Source organism: Skermania sp. ID1734 (assembly GCF_007489285.1).
GTDB lineage: Bacteria > Actinomycetota > Actinomycetes > Mycobacteriales > Mycobacteriaceae > ID1734.
The window spans coordinates 288,806-309,190 of record NZ_VLIY01000004.1 but is presented as its reverse complement, the minus strand read 5'-3'; the positions used below and the strand labels follow the sequence as shown (position 1 = coordinate 309,190).

General features: G+C 60.9%; 16 protein-coding genes and 1 pseudogene. 8 read left to right on the top strand and 9 right to left on the bottom strand.

Features of this window, described 5'->3' with window-relative positions:
* Positions 1-246, bottom strand: a pseudogene (locus tag FOS14_RS07365) (IS3 family transposase); the annotation flags it as partial.
* 127 nt (positions 247-373) lie between these two features.
* Between FOS14_RS07365 and FOS14_RS07360 the strand changes: the two are divergent.
* The gene (locus tag FOS14_RS07360; protein WP_143769610.1) at positions 374-1,687 is read left to right on the top strand and encodes a hypothetical protein; all 1,314 of its coding nucleotides are present in this window, start codon (positions 374-376) and stop codon (positions 1,685-1,687) included.
* A 163-nt stretch (positions 1,688-1,850) separates the two neighbouring features.
* Positions 1,851-2,618 (top strand): M23 family metallopeptidase, encoded by a 768-nt coding sequence (locus FOS14_RS07355; RefSeq protein WP_185981656.1) that lies wholly within the window; start codon positions 1,851-1,853, stop codon positions 2,616-2,618.
* 94 nt (positions 2,619-2,712) lie between these two features.
* On the opposite strand, the gene FOS14_RS07350 is transcribed toward FOS14_RS07355, so the two are convergent.
* On the bottom strand, positions 2,713-4,011 hold the full coding sequence (locus tag FOS14_RS07350) for a glycosyltransferase 87 family protein (RefSeq protein ID WP_185981655.1): 1,299 nt from the start codon (positions 4,009-4,011) through the stop codon (positions 2,713-2,715).
* Between the two features lie 333 nt (positions 4,012-4,344).
* On the opposite strand from FOS14_RS07350, the gene FOS14_RS07345 reads away from it, so the two are divergent.
* Both FOS14_RS07345 and FOS14_RS07340 read left to right on the top strand, forming a co-directional pair.
* Positions 4,345-5,568 carry a hypothetical protein gene (locus FOS14_RS07345; RefSeq protein ID WP_143769607.1) on the top strand — a complete coding sequence of 408 codons (1,224 nt, stop codon included), beginning with the start codon at positions 4,345-4,347 and terminating at the stop codon, positions 5,566-5,568.
* 379 nt (positions 5,569-5,947) lie between these two features.
* Positions 5,948-8,230 carry a PQQ-binding-like beta-propeller repeat protein gene (locus FOS14_RS07340; protein WP_143769606.1) on the top strand — a complete coding sequence of 761 codons (2,283 nt, stop codon included), beginning with the start codon at positions 5,948-5,950 and terminating at the stop codon, positions 8,228-8,230.
* 11 nt (positions 8,231-8,241) lie between these two features.
* Here the strand turns inward: FOS14_RS07340 and FOS14_RS07335 are convergent, their stop codons facing one another.
* The 4 genes from FOS14_RS07335 to FOS14_RS25150 form a co-directional block, all read right to left on the bottom strand.
* The gene (locus FOS14_RS07335; protein ID WP_185981654.1) at positions 8,242-8,781 is read right to left on the bottom strand and encodes a DUF4190 domain-containing protein; all 540 of its coding nucleotides are present in this window, start codon (positions 8,779-8,781) and stop codon (positions 8,242-8,244) included.
* Positions 8,781-9,530, bottom strand: a complete 750-nt coding sequence (locus tag FOS14_RS07330; RefSeq protein WP_143769604.1) for a hypothetical protein — start codon at positions 9,528-9,530, stop codon at positions 8,781-8,783. Before FOS14_RS07330 ends, FOS14_RS07335 begins: the two co-directional genes overlap by 1 nt.
* Positions 9,530-11,218 carry a VWA domain-containing protein gene (locus FOS14_RS07325; protein ID WP_143769603.1) on the bottom strand — a complete coding sequence of 563 codons (1,689 nt, stop codon included), beginning with the start codon at positions 11,216-11,218 and terminating at the stop codon, positions 9,530-9,532. Before FOS14_RS07325 ends, FOS14_RS07330 begins: the two co-directional genes overlap by 1 nt.
* 1,032 nt (positions 11,219-12,250) lie before the next feature.
* Entirely contained in the window at positions 12,251-12,940 is a 690-nt protein-coding gene (locus FOS14_RS25150; RefSeq protein WP_255450136.1) for a hypothetical protein, read from the bottom strand.
* Between the two features lie 693 nt (positions 12,941-13,633).
* Here FOS14_RS25150 and FOS14_RS07315 point away from each other — a divergent pair.
* The 3 genes from FOS14_RS07315 (at position 13,634) to FOS14_RS07305 (ending at position 16,859) form a co-directional block, all read left to right on the top strand.
* Positions 13,634-14,056 carry a hypothetical protein gene (locus FOS14_RS07315; RefSeq protein ID WP_143769602.1) on the top strand — a complete coding sequence of 141 codons (423 nt, stop codon included), beginning with the start codon at positions 13,634-13,636 and terminating at the stop codon, positions 14,054-14,056.
* A 539-nt stretch (positions 14,057-14,595) separates the two neighbouring features.
* Positions 14,596-15,789: a sensor histidine kinase gene (locus FOS14_RS07310; protein ID WP_143769601.1), complete on the top strand. Its 1,194-nt coding sequence runs from the start codon at positions 14,596-14,598 to the stop codon at positions 15,787-15,789.
* A complete protein-coding gene (locus FOS14_RS07305; RefSeq protein ID WP_143769600.1) occupies positions 15,786-16,859 on the top strand; it encodes an MFS transporter in 1,074 nt (357 codons plus the stop codon). The genes FOS14_RS07310 and FOS14_RS07305 overlap by 4 nt, the downstream gene beginning before the upstream one ends.
* A 133-nt stretch (positions 16,860-16,992) precedes the next feature.
* On the opposite strand, the gene FOS14_RS07300 is transcribed toward FOS14_RS07305, so the two are convergent.
* From FOS14_RS07300 to FOS14_RS07290, 3 genes are all read right to left on the bottom strand, one after another.
* A complete protein-coding gene (locus FOS14_RS07300) occupies positions 16,993-17,226 on the bottom strand; it encodes a hypothetical protein (RefSeq protein ID WP_143769599.1) in 234 nt (77 codons plus the stop codon).
* 293 nt (positions 17,227-17,519) lie between these two features.
* Positions 17,520-17,843 carry a hypothetical protein gene (locus FOS14_RS07295; RefSeq protein ID WP_143769598.1) on the bottom strand — a complete coding sequence of 108 codons (324 nt, stop codon included), beginning with the start codon at positions 17,841-17,843 and terminating at the stop codon, positions 17,520-17,522.
* 322 nt (positions 17,844-18,165) lie between these two features.
* Positions 18,166-18,792, bottom strand: a complete 627-nt coding sequence (locus FOS14_RS07290; protein WP_143769597.1) for a superoxide dismutase — start codon at positions 18,790-18,792, stop codon at positions 18,166-18,168.
* A 177-nt stretch (positions 18,793-18,969) separates the two neighbouring features.
* On the opposite strand from FOS14_RS07290, the gene FOS14_RS07285 reads away from it, so the two are divergent.
* Positions 18,970-20,331, top strand: coding sequence for a cytochrome P450 (locus tag FOS14_RS07285; RefSeq protein WP_143769596.1), 1,362 nt, complete (start codon positions 18,970-18,972; stop codon positions 20,329-20,331).
* Positions 20,332-20,385 lie beyond the last annotated feature (54 nt).

Genomic DNA, 20,385 nt, shown 5'->3' with positions numbered 1-20,385 from the left:
CTCGCGGAGTTTACGGACCTCCGCCTTCAACGCCTTGATCTCGGCCTGCGCGTCGGTGCTCACTCCGGGGCGGGATCCGGCGTTGACGTCGGCCTGGACCAGCCATCGCCGGATGGTTTCCTTGCCCAGGCCGAGCTTGTTGCCGATGGCTTGACACATAGCGGTGTCGTTCGGGTAGTCCTGACGATGATCAGCGATCAACCGCAAGGCGCGTTCCTTCACGGCGGGGTCGATTATTTTGCCCATAACTGCATCCTCCTGCACTCAAACAGGAGCGGCAGAAAACCCGTGACGGTTCAATTTGTTGTTTGCGTTGGTTCCGCATCCGAAGGTTTTCATCGATTGTGATGCGATGCGGTTTCAGGGTCGGTCGGTGACGCCGCAGTTGGAGACACCGGGGTGGGAGGTGCGGGCGGTGAATCCGGGCGAGGAGTTGGGTACGGCGGCGTCGGATAATTTCAAGCTCGGGTTGTTGGCGTTGCGGTTGTTCGTCGGTGATCAAGGCGCCCGTCATCCCGATCATCTGCCGGCCACCGTTCCCGCCGCTGTGCGGGACCTCATCGTTCGGGCGCTCTCCCCGGATCCGGCTGCCCGGCCCAAAGCCACCGACTGGGAACCGGCATTGCTCGAGGCCGCCGAAACAGCTTCGCCGATACCGCAGTCAGTACCACCGCAAGGTCCTGGCCCGTATGGATCGTCACCGCGGATGATGGAGCGTGGAATCAGCGCGCCGTCGCCGGCAATGTCGACGGCGCCCGGTAACTCGCGCGGGCGAACTGCGATTATTGCTGCCTCGGTTGTCCTTGTGCTCGGACTTCTCGCAACGTTGCTGGTTGTCTTCTGGCCCAAGGGGAGTGGGGAAAGCGCGGCGGCCAGCGGCTCAGATGGCCCGGTGGCCGTGACGAAATGCCCGACGGCGCCGTCCTTGCAGGTGGTTCATACGAGCGAGTCGCCGCAAGGTCTCGACGTCGACTTTCAGATATCGTCGCCTTGTAGCGGTGGTGACGTTCTCGCAAACACGGCAATGCGCATTTCGATCACCAATAATGGCTCCGACGTTGCCTCCGCAATATTCGACCTGAGTCAGAATCCCCTTCTGGTACCACCGAGTCAGGGGCTGGCACGAGACTTTGTGTTTCCTGCGGACAGCTATTGGATGCCCGCGGATCTGTTGTCGGGGATGGGCCTGAACGTTTCCATCGCCGAGAATGGCAGTCAATCGGTAGCTTCTGGGGAGTCATCGTCGCCGAATGGCGGCGTCATTCTCGCTTCGGCCGCAGCCCCGGTGAGCAATCTAGACGGAACGGCAGGAGATAGTCTCCGCTCGATCGCCAATAGCGATCGCTCGGCAGTGAGTTCCGGCCTTGCCGACCGCTGGATACCGCAGATCAGCTCGAAACGCGTTGGGCTCGTAGCCGAAGGAACCACGTGGGGCAATGCCGAGATTCTGCGTGAACACCTTGCACTGCGTGCCAAATATCCCAACGTAAAGCTGTTGTGGTCCGGTGACTGGAGCACCTTCGACAGTCCCGACTTCTGGGTCACGGTGGTCGGCCAAACGTATTCAGATCCTGATGCGGCCCTGGGGTTTTGCTACTCGAACCAGCTCGACTACGACCACTGCATCGCCAAGTTGGTCAGCACGACGCACTCGGTCGAGGGCAGTACCGTGATGCAGCGGCGGTAGGTGCTGGGTGCCTGTCGTTTGTTCGCTCTATACCAGTCCTGAGATCCATAGATAACAATTCGATCTCATGGAAAATGTGCGGACCACGGCTCGATCGTCTGGCGTCGGAGGCAACGGTGGGCTTCGCAACCGGTGCCGTACGGTCGGGCTTGCAGTCGCCAGTGTGCTCACTGCGACCGCGGCCGGCTTCGTAGTTTCACCGGGATTGGCGAACGCCGCCGTGACCGGAACGGTTAAGGCGAAGACGCAACGCATGACCGCAGCGAGCCTGAAGTCTCAACAAGACGGCTGGTACAACGTCGGTGACAAGCTGAATTTGGTGTGCTCCACGCATGGCCAGGCGGTCAAGGGATACTTCAGCTTCAATATCCCTAACGGCGGCTGGGATTCGCTGTGGTACAAGGTTTCCGATGGACGTTATGTCGCCGACGTCGACATCGAGACGGGAACGCTTTCTGCCGTGGCGCCTGACTGTCCGCCCGCGCAACAATCGCCACCGCAGGCTGCCAGTCCCGCGCCGCCATCACAAGCCACACTTAGATGGCCGCTGGATAGCGTCAGGATCAACCAAGGATTCGGTGTGGGCGGACACCCTGGCATCGATCTCAAGGCTGACTTGAATACACCGGTGTTTGCCGCTGCGGATGGGACAGTTGACTTCGAGGGCTTCGGACAGAATTCATCATGGATGCTGCAGGAAGCTGGAATCTGCATTCTGATCAAGCACGCGAGCATTTACACCGGGTATGCGCACCTCACTCGCACGATAATAAATAAGGGCCAGAAGATATCGAAGGGCCAGCTTATTGGGTACAGCGGCAATACCGGGTACGTGACCGGTCCGCATTTGCATTTCGAAGTGCTTCCGCTAAGTCCCAACTTTCATAATGGATTTAACGGCCGAATTGATCCGGCACCGTACCTTCGGTAGCTGAGTTCACCAAATTGAGAAAGCGGCCGGCAGTGGAAGGCCTGGACAACAGAAACAACTTGCTTGCGTCACCCTCCAGTTGCGTGACGGACTGTTACTCAATGGCGCGATGCGGAGCTCCACCGCATTCGCGTCCAGTTCGGCGAGCGGATCTGAGCTTGCTGAGCCGGTCGTCGCTGCGGCGGTCCGGTCGGCCAAATGCCAACCAAATCAACGCGGCGAAGCCAACCCACACGTATCCGCCTCCGGCGATGTTTTGCAGAACCGTCCAATGCATTTCGGCGCCGTGCTCGCTGGGCAGCCAATAGAACGGCGCCGCGACGAATACCACTGCAAAACCAGCGGCAGCGATCAAGCCCGCCCATGCCCGGGCAGTCCATAACGGCCACCCGATCAGCAATTCCGCCGGAACCACCCACACCCAGTGGTGATCCCACGAGATCGGAGAAACCAGCAATCCGACGAACGCCACCGCGACCAGGGCGACCGGCTCGGAGCGACGGCTGGCCAGCCACGCCAACGACACAACGACGATCGACGCCAGCGCCCACAACAGCAACTCCTCATGCGCGGGCAATCGGAGTCGGTGCAGCACTCCGCGTATTGACTGATTGCGCGCGAATGAGAGTCCGCCTGGACGATTCGGATTGAGCAAGGCGTCAAACCAGTACGCCCGGCTGTCTTTTGGCGAGAGCAACCATGCAAGGCCACTGCAGACGGCAAATCCAATGACGCCGTTGGCAACTGCGCGATAGTCGCGCCGGAATAGGAAGAACAGGACAAACACTGCCGGAGTCAACTTGACAGCAGCCGCCACGCCAACAAGTACGCCACGCCAGCGTGGAACGCGCACTGCCAAACAGTCGACGGCCACCAGAGCCATCAACAGCAGGTTGACCTGACCGTAACCGAGTGTGGCCCAATCAGGTTCGATGGCCCAGGCAAACAACGACGCCAAGGCAGCGATCGGCCACTGCCAAGGCTCTGACACTCCCATCCGTCGCAGCACCAACCAACTTGTGAAGGTGATGGCGAGGATTGAACCGGTAGCAATGAGCACCTGCGCGGCGGGGCCGCCGATCACGCTGAGCCCCGAGAACAGGATGGCGGCAAACGGCGGATAGGTGAACGGGAGATGGTGGGCGCCCGGTCGCTCACCGAAGCCGTTCGCATACAGCGGAATCCCATCGAGCCAAGCGTGCCCGCCGTCGCGGTACACGTTGAGGTCGATCATGCCCTTGCCGATGACATCGACTATGACCAGCGGAATTCCAACGAGGGCGATTATCCACGCCGCATAAATCGTCAGGCGCAGTGCTCGTGTCAAACCCGGGGAGCCGGCGGACGAAGAGTCCGCTCTGGCGTGAGTAAGTACGCCATTCGTAGACGTCACCGATCCATAGTCCCCTACGGGCGGGCACAACCTGCTGCCGAGGGGCAAGCCGCTCTGTCGGTCGTTCGGCCGATACCGAGACACGCCGTCGATGAAGGAAAATCCGCTCCCGTGCATAGTCGTGTCCGGATCGTTCCCGTTATCGTCGCGGCCCTCACGCTCGCCGCAGCGTGCAGCAACCACATATCCGGACTCGCCGTACCCGTCCCGGGGGCAACGAATGCGCCGTCCCAAACAACGGTCGGTTCGAACGGCGCAACTGTGTCACTTGAGTCGGGCCCAGTTCGCGTTACCGCGTCGGCGCCGAAGGATGTAGCAGCGTCCGGAACGAACTTGTCGATCGACTCCGCTGCGGAATCCGCCAAGGTGGCCGGCCAACGCGCGACCGTCGACTCCGTAAAGGTGACTCTGGGAGATCACGAGCAGCCTAAGCAACCGATAACTCTCACATTCGATCTCTCGAACGACCCGGACTTCTACCGCCAGATCAGCGACTCCGTACGACCGCTGATCGCGTTAGATCCGGTGAAGGGCTCGCCAACTGATTACCTTGCCCCGCACTGGGATTCGTCGGCGAAGACGCTGACAGCGAGAACCCTACGCTTGAGCGTGTTCCAACCGATCCTTATCGACATCGGCAAGGTCCTCACCGACGCCGCGCACAAGTCGGTACCCCACCTCGCCTCGCCACCGCCGCCATGCGCCGAAAGCAGTGACCTCGACACGCCTACCAACAAGTTGACGCTGACTGCGAAGAAGCCCGGTCCCGTCGGAGGCTGCCTTAAAGCGAACGGGGACAATAGTATTGATGTGGACTTCACGTCGACGTCACCACAGTACTACGCGGTGGAATCGAAACCCGCTGGGAAGTTCACGCTTCAAGAACCGCCGAACTTCTCCGGTGCACTCGCATCGTTTGCGTACGCGGTGGCGCAACGTCCGGTCGGCCTGCTCGTTCCCAATGGCAAGGGCGCGCTGCAGCTACCGGCTGGAACGACGGAAGGATCGATCAACCTTGACGTTGATCCGGCGGCCCTGCAAATCGAGACGATCCTGACAGGTGTCGACATGCTCCTGGGCGAGGGCGTCGTGTCGAAGGTTCTCGAGAATGCGCTCAGCACCCCCGGTGGTGCGTACGGCTGTATGAAAACCGCATTCGCAAGCCTTACCGATCCCGACAAGAAGAACCTCGACGAATTCATTTCCGCGCTCGGCGACGTTGGCAGTTGCGCATCGACAATCGCCGGCACGGCGGTCGGGGACAACGAATCGCAGGTTCTGCATCGGATGGGCGCGGCGATCTCGATCTTCACGACGCTGCCCGCTCAGCTGGCCGCCAACATCGACGGCATAATCGGCGAGTTCGATGATGCAAACCACCTGGAATTCACCTTGACGGGCACGCCGAAAGAAACCACCCCACCATCGACCACATCGGCGGCGCCCAGCGCGCCGGACACGAACAATCTCACGCTCAATCTGAGCACCAAACGCACCGACAATGCGGTGGGGCGACACCGTCGGGCCCGACCATTACCGGATGCATGTGTCCGATGAAGGGCCGCCGTACGTCCAGCTCAGTTACCACTGGTGGCTGACCTGGACGAACGGCCGCCCGGGAGATTGCCGAGCACACATATCGGTTACCGGACCGGGATTGCAGAGCCATTTCGATGAATCGAAATTCGATGCGTGTTGGGGCGACGGCTCTATGCGGAGTGATCCGGGACGAACAGGCACCCGCATTTACAATCCGGGCGTTTACACGATCTCCGTCGACCTCGACATAGCCAACGGTCAAACGATGCATACCAGTAAGCAATTCACCGTCGATCCGGCCTAAGCGTCATTCGGTCGACCGATACCGGTCGCTGCCAATGGCTGGAATCATTCGGCCGTGCGGTGCCGGGGCTGTTGACGAAGGGGCGGACCATCGATGATCGAATATCCGCCACCCCCGCCACCACCTCCAGGGTCATTCCCATACATCATCGAACGGCCCGAGAAGACTCCCAAACGCTATGTGTGGGTGCTGCTGGCTTGTGGAATTGTCGCGGTCCTGGCAGTCGCAGCGACGACGGTGTACTTCGTGACGCGTCCGAAGGCATCGTCGGGCACGGTTGCCGGAGAGCTGCGAAATACCTATCCGACAAAGCCGAGCGCTGGCTGGTCGATACAGGCCGGCGATTTAGAGCCTGGCGCGGTTTTCACCGGCGGCGACTTCGGCCGGACCGGTGTGGGTAGTTCCCCGGGCTTTGCCGCGATCGGGGACACGATCGTCACCGGGATCGGAGATACGGAAGGCGGTCCAGCGTCGACGTTGGTGGCTGTCGACGGTACCAGTGGGCATGTCCGCTGGCGGGTGTCGCTGGACGGCAAGGTGACATGCGCGACCAGCAGTCTCCACGGGTTGCTGCCGTGCGTCTCAAAAGACGTCATCCGGTTTTACAGGATGGCGGACGGCGCGGTCGACCACAGTCTGGCCATGGAGGGCGTCGCCCTCGTGGAGGTTTCCGACGGTGCTCTGTTCACCGCGAAAACGATTGTGAACGACAACTCCGCCCTTACGACGGTCAGCCGCGGCTCCGACACCAACCCGTCCGCGTCGTGGGAGCGGACGCTTACAACCGACAGTCGGTGCGTCGGTGACGGCGACCTCACGTCACTGACAGTGCGCGATGGTCTTGTCTCCTACAGCTCGGCTGGCACTTTCGTAGTTTCGGCGTCAGACGGCAAACCTGTGGTCGAGCAGTGGACGAATGGCGTATCAGCGCGGCCGGGCGGCGTGCGGGTCGTTACGGCCTGCCAAGGCCGTGGCGAGATATCCGCACAAGTCACTGGTGCAAGCGGTTCACCGCAATTTGATGTCCCGGGCGACTATGCGGTCGATCGGTGGCTCGTGCCATCCGACCAGGAAGGGCCAGTACTCACCTCGCACGGCGCTTATGACCCGGGTGACGGTCACCCGCTGTGGCAAGTCCACGACGTCGACCTCCAAAGACAGATCGGGGATGTCGTGCTCGGGAACCAGCAGCACGGTACGGCCACGGTGGCGTACCGCATCGACACCGGCGCACAACTGTGGCAATCCGATTCGACCGGAGTCTCGCGATTTCAAGGACTCGTTTCGGATGGCGAGCGGATCGTCGCCGATAACGCAGACGGCAATGTTGTTGCCGTCAATCTCAACACCGGGTCAACAGACTGGACAGCGTCAGCGGGCGGCTCTGGATACCAAGCGATCGCGCCCGCTGGCGCAGGATTTTCGACGATCAACAAGGATCGGTTGACCTACTTCGCGCCGACCGGTGGTCCGTCGGGCCCGCCCGGCGTGCTCAGCCGTGGTGTTGCATCGGCAAGCGTGACCAAGTGCGCGAAGGCTCCCGCGATGGAACCCGCGGAATACCACACGGATTCGACCGGCCTGATTGTCCGGATGCAATTACGTGCCGCTTGCCAGGGCGGTGACATTGTCTCTACGGATGCGATGAAGGTGTCCATCTCTGACTCCGGCGGCAAGATCGCTTCCGGCGTCTTCAATTTCGCTGCTGCGCCGGTCTTTTTGCCGAGTAGCGATTCGTCGTCGCAACGGGTCGAACGCGAGTTGAAGTTCCCGCTTGGACAGTTTTGGCGGCTGCCGAACACGCTCGGGTCATCGACTGGCGCGACATCGGCGACGGCGGCGAGCAACCAGAACGTCGACGTCAACGACGAAGGGACTAGCCATGGTCCTACGAGTGGAGTAATGCCATCTGATGTGTCGGGTGGTGACGCGGTTATAGCCGCGGCGGCGCCTGCCGCACCGTCCGATCCCGAGGCGACGGCTATGGATGCTCTTCGCGCGCAAGCGAACGCGGATCGGCCATCGGTCCAGTCCGATCTGGCCGACCACTGGGCGGCAGAAATTTCCGCAAAGCAGGTCGGCTTGGATGCGGCGGATGTCGACGGTACTCCCATGCACTGGACCGCCGCGGAAATACTGCGGCAGCACTTGCGTTTACGGATGCAGCACCCCGAGGTCCGCCTAGTCGCCAGCGATGATTGGGCGACATTCGACCTCAAGGGCTGGTGGGTGACAATCGCGGGCGTCACCTTCAACAACCCCGATGACGCGAACGGGTGGTGCGACTCCCATCAGATCGCGGCTGACCAATGCTTTGCCAAGCTCGTCAGCAATACGCGCGGGCCTGACGGGACAACCAAGTACCGCCCGCGCTGACGTTCGATCATTCACTTGGGCGTCAGGCACAGCACGACGGTTTCGGGGTTCCTTGATGGATTCGTCGTGCGCACCCAGTCGCCCAAGCACCCGCCGATGTCGTCGGTCGATGCGGTGACCCGGTCCGTGGCTTCAGCGGAATCGCACGAAACCGATTCGATCCGGACAGTGGTGGAGTCATTTGGCTCGCGATGGATACAACTACCCGGTGTCGTGCTCCGAATCGCCTTGCCTGTCCCGAGCGGATCTGCGGAAGGCCGGGTTATCGCAATCGACGGGTTCGCTCCAGTGTGGACAACGATCCGCGCTGTCACGGTGAAAGCCAGCAAGAGCACGGCTATCCCGAGAACCGTGAATAGGTATCCGAAAGCCAAAGCAGCGGTAGACAGTCCGCGACCAGCACTGCCTGTGCGCTTGATCTGACGTAGTGACAAGTGCCCGAATGCGATGCCGAGCGGTGGGATCAGCAGTGAACTGACAATCGCCACGACCGACATGCCGTTGAGCGCGCGGCGTTCTCGGTAGGGCGGCGCACCCGGATATCGCTCCACTACTGGTGGTCCTGCCGGTCGCATTGGAAGGTGTCTGTGTCGGGATGGAAGTCGGTGTAACTGAAGGTGTTATCCGCGACGTTCTCAGATCCGGTCGGTGTCCATGAGCCATTCTGGAACGCGAAATGGTTAGATTCGCGCAGACCGCCGCCGGGAATCGGAATGCCCTCCTCGACTGCGGCGCGCAGCTTGTTGAGGGTGACCTCCGCGCCGCTGCCACATGTGGCCCAATAATGTTGTCCGTGCGAGGAGTTGAAGTACCAAATGTTCGGATCACGCTGTACCGGTTGAGGGTCGGGTGGTGTAGGGATTTGGATGAGGTGCCCGTCCGTCCAGCCGATGACGACGAATTGCTCGGCGTTGCCGAGGCCCTCGACCGTGTGGAAAACGAGATCGGCACCCGAGCGGCGACTGATTCGGAAGGCACCGACGTAGTAGTTGTTCGGCGCCGGACCGCTCGACTTCGCGACCTGGGTTTGCTGAATGCCGTCGGGGGTGCTGACCCGGACTGTTAGCGTGCCCTCGGGGAACTCAGGAGTGCTCGTCTGGTCGGGAGTAAAAGCCAAACCGACGAGGTCGAGCGAACCGTCACCGTTGATGTCGGCTTTCGAAACGATTCGGCACGAAGAGGTTTGACAGGGACTGGCGGGAGTGGGCCGCAGTGCGGTGGTTGGATTGCTGGACGAGTTGCTGCATCCAGTCAGCGCAACCGTTACCGTTGCGGTGATCGTGAAAAGTGCTCGTCGCATCAGGCCACTCCCACGAAGTATGCGGTGACGACCTCTTGGGTATGGAGTGGGCCGGTCGAGCCGCCAACCTCCACGCTCCAGCCGGCGGCGGTTCGCTGAATGTCACCCCAAACAGCAACGAAACTACTGGGATTCGTACTGCAACCGTAGGTGCCGACGAGATCTGGATTTTGCTCCTGGCGCGACCAGGCGCCGCCGTAGCGTGCTCGGCAGTGCGATCCGTCATCGAGCACCAGCTCGATCGGTGATGGATCCGACGGGGCTGATGACGGGGTGTCGTCAAAATTCGCTGAGTACAAGACGACTTGGTGGGAAAGCGGATCCACGAGACACAACGCATATCTTCCGGATGCAGTCGGCCAGCAGGCGTCTGCCGTTGCGGCGCTTGGGGAACATTCGAATACGCCAGGAGTAACAGTGTGCTTTGACACTTCCCCATACGTGCAGTCGATCTGGTGGCCCGTTGCGTCATCGGCCCAGCTGTAGGTCGTATTCTTCAACCACCCAGCAGTCGTATTCCCCTGCTTATCAACAGGTCTCAGCACGACGATCTGTGGCCCGCTTGCCTGCTTCGGCAGACATCGACACAGCACGATCGACTTGATTGTTCCCGCCCAGTTGTCTTGTACCTGAGCCGCGTTGCTAATGGCCATTTGGTATGCCGTGCCAAGATCTTTGTCGGCGAGGTAGGTGAGCGTTGCTGAGCCGTTGTTGATGTCGGTGTGGTCGAGCGGTTTTCCGTAGAGTTCGGTTGCTCGGCTCACAGGGTCGCCGGGGACCAGGCCGTCGATGGTGCGCCCGCCTGAGCTCGGCGCGATCGAGTCCACTGCACCGTCGGTGAACCCGAAATTGCAGTCCTTCCAGGTCGCCACGGTATGGCCCGATGCGGACACGTCGGGGAAGTCGGGATGCGCCCGTTTGACGTCGCTGATTTTCGATCCGATGTTGATGTCGCGGTATCCCGTCGGGGACAGCGACGACTTGGCGGTGTCGATGTCTTGGGTGGCCAGCAGTCGCGCGGCGAGTTGATTGGCGTTGCCGGCCGGCACGAACAGTCCGCCGGTCGCAGTGGCGATGCAGCCGAGTTGGGTGTTGGCCGGGCTGTCGGAGCGGAAGCCGACCGTCGAGATCGTCAAGCCGGGGTGCTGTGCCTTCAACGTCTTCGCGGTATCGCAGGGCGGTACCCCGCATGTGTCTTCGCCATCGGACACGAGCACGACCGCTTGTTTACTGCCATCGTTGGGCAGGATCTCGACGGCCTTGCGCATGGCGAGGCTGATCGGGGTGTAGCCGGAGGGATGGAGTGAGTCGACCTGCTGTTTGAGCGACGCCCGGTGCAACGGTCCGAGTGGGGTCAGGGTGCGGACGTCTTGGCAGCCGGCTGCTTGTTCGGCGTCGGAGCTGCCGGTGCCAGTGCCGTAGGTCATTAGGGCGAGTGTGGAGTCGTCAGGCAAGGCGTCGAGCAGTCCGTCGGCGGCCCGTTTTGCGGCGTCGATTCGCGGCCCCGGGGCGTCGGCGGTGGTCATCGAGCCAGAGGCATCCAGGATCAAGACCGTCGGCTGCACAACGATTTTCGGCCGCGTGGCGACCGGGCCCGAGTTACCGGTGGTGGTCGTTGCGCAACCGGTCAACACGAGCGCAGTAAGCAGCGCCGCAGCAAGGCTGAGTCGACGGCACAAAACAGGCATTGAACTTTCCTACCGACAAGGCGTCGCCTTGGTAATCAGTCGAACGAATGACGCCGAGCGGCCTCGATGGACGCGCGACTCCTCGATGCCGCCGCAGTACGCGGTTTTCGGAACGATCGGCGACGAGGGGCTATCCATGCTGGATCGAGTTACCGCTGGCGGATAAACCTGGTGAAGCGACAAATAAACCTGGTGAAGCGACAAACGGACGACGGTGAGCCGTCACTGGGGGTGGAAATCGAGTCAGTTAATTTAGCCCGACACAAAATGCCACTGTGTGCTGTGGTTCGCGCGTTCCATCGAGCGAATACGTGGCAGGCGGTACCAGTGAGGACACTCGCGTGGGCCAAGCAGTGCAGGGACCGACTTCACTTACAAAGGTGCGCGTGGAAGGCGCTGTCAATCGACTCCTGCCCGGCTATGTCAACAGTTATGGGCTGTCAATGCGATTGCGCTGTCGTATGGACCTTTGTCCGCCGGCAACGATCAATGACGAGGGCGCCCAACACTTTCAAGCGGTTATGCCGTAGGTCGCGGTCACGCACGGAATACCTGGACAACCGTAACGGCGAAAGTGGCGAGCGACACGAGTGGGAGGTAGCCGAGGACAAGTCCGGCAAGCCACCGGTCCCGCCCGCTGCTGGCCAGTTCTGGCGATTTGACTGCGCGCTGCGCGGCTGAACGGTATAGCGAGAGGACAGGCAACCCGATCCAAGAACGAGTGCAGTTACCACCATGGTGTTGATTCCATTGCGAACGCTAGTGTGACCGGCCACTCAGTCTGCAGTCACCGCATTACCATCCGACGCGTATCCAACAATCGATAATCGGACGACTGTCGACCGTTACGCCCGATCGATCGGTTGCGGGTACGACGCTCGCGTTCCTCACGTCGCGCGCTCTGCTGTCGTCTTGGTTTCTCCGCGTACTCGCTGTACCGGACGAGGTATACTATCACCAGACTCACAAACAACACGAAGGGGATCAGTATCTCCATATCTGATCGATCCTTCGTCGGTATCAGGATGTTATTTAGCTTGATTTGTGAAGCGATAACGAGCTATCGGTCTTTCCAGTGGAGTCCCAGTTCTTTTCTGCCGTAAGAGTGTTGCCCTCGACGGTTATTTTCCATTCTGTATCGCTGCATTTATCGCTACCGCTCTCCCTCTTTTCATCAACGTATATAGTGTTATAATCGCGACTCGTTTCTGTCCAGCTCTCCACGCAGATAACGCTGTCATTCTTGCCATAATATGTGATCGCGCCGCTCAATTGGGTCGAACTGCTGATCTCCAGGACGACTTTGTCTGCCGCTCCGGTATGTGATCCAGTCCAGGTGCCGCTGGGATCGATTTTCAACGCTGCCGAGTCGATGCTTTTTGAGATGTCATCCACGACCTTCTTCGCGCTCCAATTAGCATAAGCCCAGTAACCAAGCCCGACTATTGTGCCTAGGGCTGTTACCGCAGTGAATACGGCAATGGCAAAGAACAGCCCTCGTTGCGGGCGAAGAGAATAACCGGGTGAAGCGCCGCCGACGGCGTTGGCAGTTGCGGTGTAGGGGCCTGGGTTCCCCGGCTTGGCGCTCGATCGAGCGTCGTCGTCGATCCAGAGAATCCAACCGGCGGGCAACGGCGGCCAGGAAGGGTCCGGCTGCCATCCGGGCTCTGGCTTCCATCCGCTTGGCGGGGATGGCCATTCCGGTGGAGGATTAAATTTCACGAGAGACTTCCGTTCCATTGAGGTCTAGTGCGGTGACACAGGCTCTGCGGCACGGGGCACGCATTGGACTTCCTGCCCAGACCTTGCACATTGATGATTGATCGAAGTGAATGCCTTTAGTCGGCGTCGATGAACCGATGATTAGGTAGACATCGCGCGAGTAGCGTCGTCGAAAACCACCCGTTGGATGGGCGCAGGTCAGCGTCCACCATCGTTAATGCTGCGTATTTTGCGGCGCATCCGGCGAGAACGGACCGAGCGTCTTGCGGTCGTGCATCCGCCCGAGCGCAAATATGACGGCGCCGGAAATCACTGCGACTACGGCAAGGATCGAAGGTAAACCCAGTCGGTTGAGGTCGACGCGTCACCAGTCGAAGGGTTCGTCGTGCGGGTATTCGGTTACTCCTTCGATCGATAATTGGTAATTGATTCCAAGGCAGGATAAAAGAAATACAACTGTAGATGCGCGCACTACGGCAGTATTCACGGTGTCTCCCACAGGAGATAATCTTGGCTGACGGCAGGTGCAGAAAACCGTAGCATGATGTGACCCGTCCAAGCTTCCCTCAGCTGTCATTCAATTGAATTATTTCGGTCCAGAATCCCGTCATTCAAACGACCGACATTCCACGCACCGTAACACGACATGATGGCCCCAAACTGCGAACAGACTCAAGACTGAAGTAGGAAATTATGGCCAAGCTGCAGAAATTTCACGCCTCGCACATCAACATTCAGACGCGACTGCCTGGCGAGCGACTGGCACAGCTATCCAAGGCCGTCGGAGACGACTTGGGCAACAAAGTCATCAATGTTCGGTTCGAGGGAGCCCAGCCCGGTTGCACCCTTTTCTCGGTGCGCGGGTGGGGTGATATGGCCGAATACCTGACGTTTCAGATGCAGATAGCAGACTCGCGTTACGGAAGCACCGGCAAGTCGTACATCGAGCGGTACAAGACAAGTCAGCAGACGTATTTTTTCATTCCTGTCTCACCGCGTGAAATGCGCGGCTACGGGATGTACAAAGCTTTTATAGTTCGCCTTGGTCATGCTGTACGGGCAGAAGATCCGGAGGCGCATGTCGTGATTATCGAGCGACCCGGAGTCCAGCGATGACGGCCGTGATCATTTGCGTCATGGTCCTTCTTGTCGTCGTACCGTCGGTCTTGTTTTGGACTAACGGTACCTACAAAGCACGGCGAGACACGCCGCCGGATCTTTCGAACTTCCGCCCATCCATCCCCGATGCGAACCGGACACCGAGGTACCCGAGCTAGTTGGCCGGCATCGCGAGATGCCTTCGACCTTGGCGGGATGCGTTGTAGGTCCGATTGCTGCTACTGGTCATCCGTGTCTGATCGGAAGCGACGATCGCCAGTGTTCCATGAGTGTTCAGGTGCCGCAGGTGATCCGATCGCCCGGTTAGCCGGGCACTGGAAATACATCGGAGCACGTCGTTGCGGCGGACGCGCGCGATGACGCGTTCAACGCGGTTGATATCAGCAATACTGAGCCCAGCCACAGGCACGAAGAATTCCACTGGTCAGGGCAGACCGACGACACAGGCACATGTGGTTTGGACCCGGGGGCAAACGGCGACGTGCAAAATCACGCGAGAACCCGAACCAAGTCTCCGAACGGGCTCTGGAGGGTAGATGGCTACCGTAGCCGCGTCGGAAGCGGAGATGGCAGCAGAGCACAGCGCCGAGGAACGGATCACTCGACTGCTAGCGGTGTTGGTGTCAAGCGGCTACATGTTCTACCTGATCATCATGCTGCCCATGATCATCGGGCAGGCCCGCTATGCCGCGAGGGTGTGGACTCCCGTGGCGGTGGTGCTTGTTTTCGTGCCGCCCGCTGTCTTCGGAGTGGTGGCCTTCCGACGCCGATTTGATCTAATGCGTCACGTCGGTGTCGTATCGGCGCTCGGATACATGGTCGCCGCTTGGACGTGGGAAATAGCCTGGAATGGCGAGCAAGTACCGAGTGACGGGTTATGGTTCGGCGACGTCACCGCTATGACAGGAATGCTCGCCGCGGCCGTGTGGCGACCACGCTGGACCATAACGGTTCTCTATGCCGCCGAGCTTCCCGCCTATCTCGCCAATCAACAGTCGCGGACCCCGGACCATCAAACTCCGCCGATCGCCGATGCGCTGTTCATGCTGTCTTATCCACTGCTGTTCGTCACCGCCGCACTCGCGGCGATGCATGCCGGGCGGCTGTTGGACCAGACACGCGCAGCGGCCTATGCCGCGGCCGCGTCCGCTGCCGATAGTCAGGCACGAAATGTGCAGCGGCAACGCTTCAATGCCTTGCTCCACGACTGGGTGATGTCGACACTGCTCGCGGCCAGTCGACACGGCATCAACACCGAGGTGTCGCGCCAAGCCGGGATCACGTTGACCAAGTTCGATGAGATCGGGACCGACGACGACCGGTTCGACACCTCGGGCCTTCTGGCACATTTGCGTGTCGCGATCAACGCAGTGGACCCTGCCACTCCGATCCACGCGACCTTCGGTGACGACGTTGAGGAGTCGACTTTTCCTGGTGACGCTGTTCGGGCGACCGCTTCGGCGGCGAGCGAAGCGCTGCGCAACAGCGTTCGCCATGGCGGTCCGGATGCCTCGCCGAGTGTCGAGATCGTCGTCTTCCGAGACGGGTTTCGCGTCGTGGTCAGTGACCGAGGGGTCGGTTTCGACGTCGCGACGGTGCCGCCGGACCGACTCGGCGTCGCAGCGAGCATCATCGGCCGGATGCGTGCGCTGACCGGGGGAGCGGTAGCGGTGCGCTCTGTTCCGGGCGCGGGGACGACCGTCGAGCTGGGCTGGTCACGAGCGGCGTGAGCGACTATTCAGCGCCGGTTGGCGACACGAGAACCCTGCTCGGCATGCACACGAAGAAGGCGTGGTCAGTCGCGGGCCTGTTTTTGCTTAGTCTGACGGCATCGGCGATCTCGTCGTGGAGCGATGTGTCGCAACGCTGGCCCATCGTCATCGCGCTGTTGGTCACCGCCATAGCCGGTATGGCATTGCTGGCCACCAGCACCGACCCGCTGCCACGCGCAACAGCCCTCATGATCGCAGCGTGCGGTCCGCTCGCATGCGCACTGGTGCTGTCGGTGATTCCCGCACCGGCCAGCTCGTCCGCGCAGCTGTGGCCCTACCCTGCCGGAACCGCGTGCACGGTCTATCTGTGTCTGCGCGGGCGGCCGATGGCCGGCTGGCTCGACATGCTGGGCATGTTGACCATCGCTGGAATATGGGGAGAAGCCACGGGCGTGGGAGCGACGCCAACTGTATTGCCGCAGACAGTGAATATCGCGCCGCTTCTGATGGCGAACTTCTTCGCCTACGTCATACGTCCAGCGGCAAAGCAAATCGTCGAACTGCGAGAGGAATCAACCCGCCGGGTTGCTCAACAGTCGGCGACAGCAGCCACCCTGGCCGAACACGCCCAACAGACGCGCCGAATCGACGAGCTGATGCGTCCCGTGCTGCTCCGTCTCACTCAGCCGAGACCGCTTCACGCACACGAACGGCTCGAATGCGCGCTGCTCGAGGCGCAACTACGTGATTCGCTGCGCGCCCCAGCACTCGCCGATGTGGCCATCGCCCAGGCGGCTCGCGGCGCCCGCGCACGCGGGATCGACGTGATTCTCGTCGACGATCACGGACTTGATGATGCACCAAGCGATGTTCGAGCCAAATTACGCAATCAGGTCATCGACGAGCTCGAATCCGTTCGCGCCGGCAGCGTCGCGGTCCGCGTTCTGCCTCCGAATCGCTCGCTGTTGGCCACTATCGTCGTCGCCGATCCCGATACCGAGACGCGACGTATCGGCATCGACCACACGGGGGAGGCGACCTCAACAACAGACGAAGCGGTACAGCAACGGCTTCTCGGAAGCGATTGATCGTGACGGCAAACTGGTAATCGGCCGAACGAATGACGCCGAGCCGGCCTCGATGAACGGGTGGTCAGGTAGTCATCGTGCGGCGTCGAAAACCACCCGTTCGTCCGACGCAACATCTTGAGAGGACAGCGAATCAACCCGGCAGAATCATGAATCCAGTCGTCCAGTACAACGCCAGCAGACCCAACGCAATGAGGATCAGAACCGCGCCCAATGCCAGCGCACCGAGGCTAATGATGTAGCCGCCGAGGACGACCGCACCGACCAAGGCCACATTGTAAATTACGCTCATAATGAATGAGAAAAACGAATCAATTCCATCGATCGTCTTACCGAGGCCGCGCCCGACCTTCTTCAGGTTTTCCATTCCCGTGTCCTCATTGCCTAGAATTCGACGCGAACAGTAGTGGATGATCAAATGCAGCGCAATCCGTCGATTAAACGACAGCGATCTGCCTGTCGTTTAATCGGATGACGCGCTAGCAACAGTCTTTCGGGTGGCTGGTATGTCGACCTGATCGATATCGGGTTGAATGAAGGATCCGACGGGACATCAAGTGTCAAAACCAACCAGAAATTGACACCTAATGTCCCGCGCGCTAGAAGCAGGGCCCCTGAATCAATCTGCAGTCCGACGATCAGCCACGCAAACGCTCAGAGCTAGTTTCCGAGCAGGTTGCCAAGCTTCTTTGAGACCTTGCCGGTGACCTTGTCATTCAAATCGCCGACGTCGGACACCTTGCCGCCGTTTGCGGTGCAGTAGGCCTTGACTTCTTCCCTGTAAGCAGTGAGTTTGAGTCCGGAGGGCTCGCTTCCGTTGCGGTCCTTAGCCCATTTCTGAATAATGCTGGTCTGGTCCTTGCCGCTTGCCTTGAGGTAGTCACCGCATGCGGTGTCTCCACCCTTGTTGCAGCCAGTAAGCAGCAGTACGGGGAGGGCAATAAAGGCGATACTCGCGCGCGCAGCAGTTTTCTTGGCGTCCATTGTTCGCCTTTCCTGATTGTGATAGTAGAGAATAGATTGTCGGACCGGCCAGCCGAAAACCATCAAGAGAATAAGCTCATGGGGCGACTCATGTGCAAGTCAGGAAAGCGTAAACGGCATAAATTCATCTGAATAAATGACACCGCGAATGTTTGCCGATCGGCAGGTCGGTTGAACGCAGAGTGCCGTACCCAGGCGTTGCTCCGCACGATGTCGATGTGTTCAGGACCGCGCCCTGTCGAGGTCACGGGCTGTCGGGCAGCCACCACACAAAAAGGGCGGCCCGGCCGAAAGCCGAACCGCCCCTTTATGCGTGAAGAACTCAGCCGAAAATCAACCCCGACGTCGTCTGCGCTGTCGCCCGCGCAAACCGATCCTGCACGTCGGCCCAGTTGACCACGTTCCAGAACGCCTTGACGTAGTCCGCCTTCACGTTCTTGTACTGCAGATAGAAGGCGTGCTCCCACATGTCCACCTGCAGCAGCGGGATGATGCCCAGCGGCACGTTGGCCTGCTGGTCGTAGAGCTGGAAGGTCAGCAGCTTCTTGCCCAGGGTGTCGTAGCCGAGCACGGCCCAGCCGGAGCCCTGCAGCCCGTTGGCCGCGGCGGTGAACTGGGCCTGGAACTTGTCGAACGAGCCGAAGTGGTCGTCGATCGCGGCGGCCAGCTCGCCCTCAGGCTTGTCACCACCATTGGGGGACAACACCTTCCACCAGATCGAGTGGTTAACGTGGCCGCCGAGGTGGAATGCGAGGTTCTTTTCGTGCAAGAGGATGGCACCGTGGTCGCCGGACTCGCGGGCCGCGGCCAACTGCTCCACCGCCGTATTGGCGCCCTTGACGTAGGCGGCGTGATGCTTGGTGTAGTGGATTTCGTTTATCTCGCCCGAGATATGCGGCTCGAGGGCCGAGTAGTCGTAGTCGAGATCCGGCAAGGTGTATTCAGCCACGTGTATCCCTCCTCGTCGGGCAGTGCGCCCTGATTGATCAAGCCCTATGGGTGTATCCACCCTTTAACATTCGTACACCGCGTGCAACAGTCATGATCAACCAGTATCTCCGGCAACCAGCCTTTTTCCTCCCGCAGTAGGACGCGCCAACCACCGCATGGCGGCGATACTGAACTGGTGTCGGCAACGATTTCGACCACCAGCGACCGGCTGCACACCTGGCGACTGACCGGCATCGGGCCGGGCGTTCGAAGCAGAGACGGTCTGCCGCCGGGCCCACGCACCCCCATGCCGTGGCAGATGCTGCGCTTCTGGGGTAACCGGCAGAGCTACCTTCCGCAACTGCACCGCCGCTTCGGCGACACCTTCACGCTGCGGCTCGAGCCGATCGGCAACGTCGTCATCCTCGGCGACTTCGCCGACATCCGAACCGTCTTCCGCGGCGATCCGGCGACCTTCCACGCGGGCGAGGGCAACTCGCTGCTGCGACCGATCGTCGGCGCCCATTCCGTGCTCACCCTCGACGTTCCCGAGCACAAGATCGAACGGCGGCGCATGATGCCGCCCTTCCACGGCGAGCGCATCGCGCAGGTCACCGACCTGATGGCCCAGGCGACCGAACGGGAGATCGCCAACTGGCCGACGGGTCGCCCCTTCAAACTGATCGAACGAACGCAGGAGTTGACGCTCGACATCATCGTCCGGGTCGTCCTCGGCGTCGACAAGCCAGCCGATGCGGCCGAACTCGGCAAGGCTTTGCGCGCGGTCCTCGGCGTCCCGATGCCGGCCTTGATGATGTGGGTCTGGCCCAGCCTCGGCCGCCGCTGGCCGTGGCGACGGGTCGTCGCCGATCTGGACCGCGCCGACGCCCTGCTCTACGCCGAGATCGCCCACCGCCGGGCCGACCCGAACCGGTCCCAGCGCCGCGACGTGCTGTCGATGCTCCTCGACGGCGACCCCGAGCCGGAAGTGGTTCGCGACGAACTGGTGACGCTTTTGGTCGCCGGTCACGAGACCACGTCGGTCGCGCTGGCCTGGACCTTCGAACGCATACTTCGCCACCCGCGTGTCTATCAGCGCCTTCGCGACGGCCTCGACGAGCCGAACGACCCCTACCGCACCGCAGTCATCAAGGAAGCGCTGCGCATCCGCCCGGTGATCTACAACGTCGCCCGCCGGCTCACCGAACCGGTCGAACTGGCGGGACACACCTTGCCGGCGGGCCTGCTGGTCCTGCCGTCGATCGGCGCCATCCACACCGACCCACGGATCTGGGGCCCGGACGCCACCGAGTTTCGGCCCGAGCGCTGGCTCGAACCGGACCCGCCGCAGCAGGCGTGGATTCCTTTCGGCGGCGGCAACCGGCGATGCCTCGGTGCCACGTTCGCGCTGACGGAAATGGATACGGTGCTGCGCACAGTACTGGCGCGCGTCGAACTCGAACCCGACCAGAAACGAGCCGAACGGGCCACCATGCACGGCATAACCGTGGTCCCGGCGCGGGGCGCGCGAGTCAACGTGATAAGGCGTTTGGGCTGAGCGGCGCGCCGACGATTGGGACAACCGGTAAACGACGGCTTAACATCGATCGGC

Bases quoted from the DNA above. Each gene is read 5' to 3' on its own strand.
- FOS14_RS07340 (WP_143769606.1), top strand. From the start codon at position 5,948: ATGATCGAATATCCGCCACCCCCGCCACCACCTCCAGGGTCATTCCCA.
- FOS14_RS07330 (WP_143769604.1), bottom strand. From the start codon at position 9,530: ATGCGACGAGCACTTTTCACGATCACCGCAACGGTAACGGTTGCGCTG.
- FOS14_RS07325 (WP_143769603.1), bottom strand. From the start codon at position 11,218: ATGCCTGTTTTGTGCCGTCGACTCAGCCTTGCTGCGGCGCTGCTTACT.
- FOS14_RS07315 (WP_143769602.1), top strand. From the start codon at position 13,634: ATGGCCAAGCTGCAGAAATTTCACGCCTCGCACATCAACATTCAGACG.
- FOS14_RS07310 (WP_143769601.1), top strand. From the start codon at position 14,596: ATGGCTACCGTAGCCGCGTCGGAAGCGGAGATGGCAGCAGAGCACAGC.
- FOS14_RS07300 (WP_143769599.1), bottom strand. From the start codon at position 17,226: ATGGAAAACCTGAAGAAGGTCGGGCGCGGCCTCGGTAAGACGATCGAT.
- FOS14_RS07295 (WP_143769598.1), bottom strand. From the start codon at position 17,843: ATGGACGCCAAGAAAACTGCTGCGCGCGCGAGTATCGCCTTTATTGCC.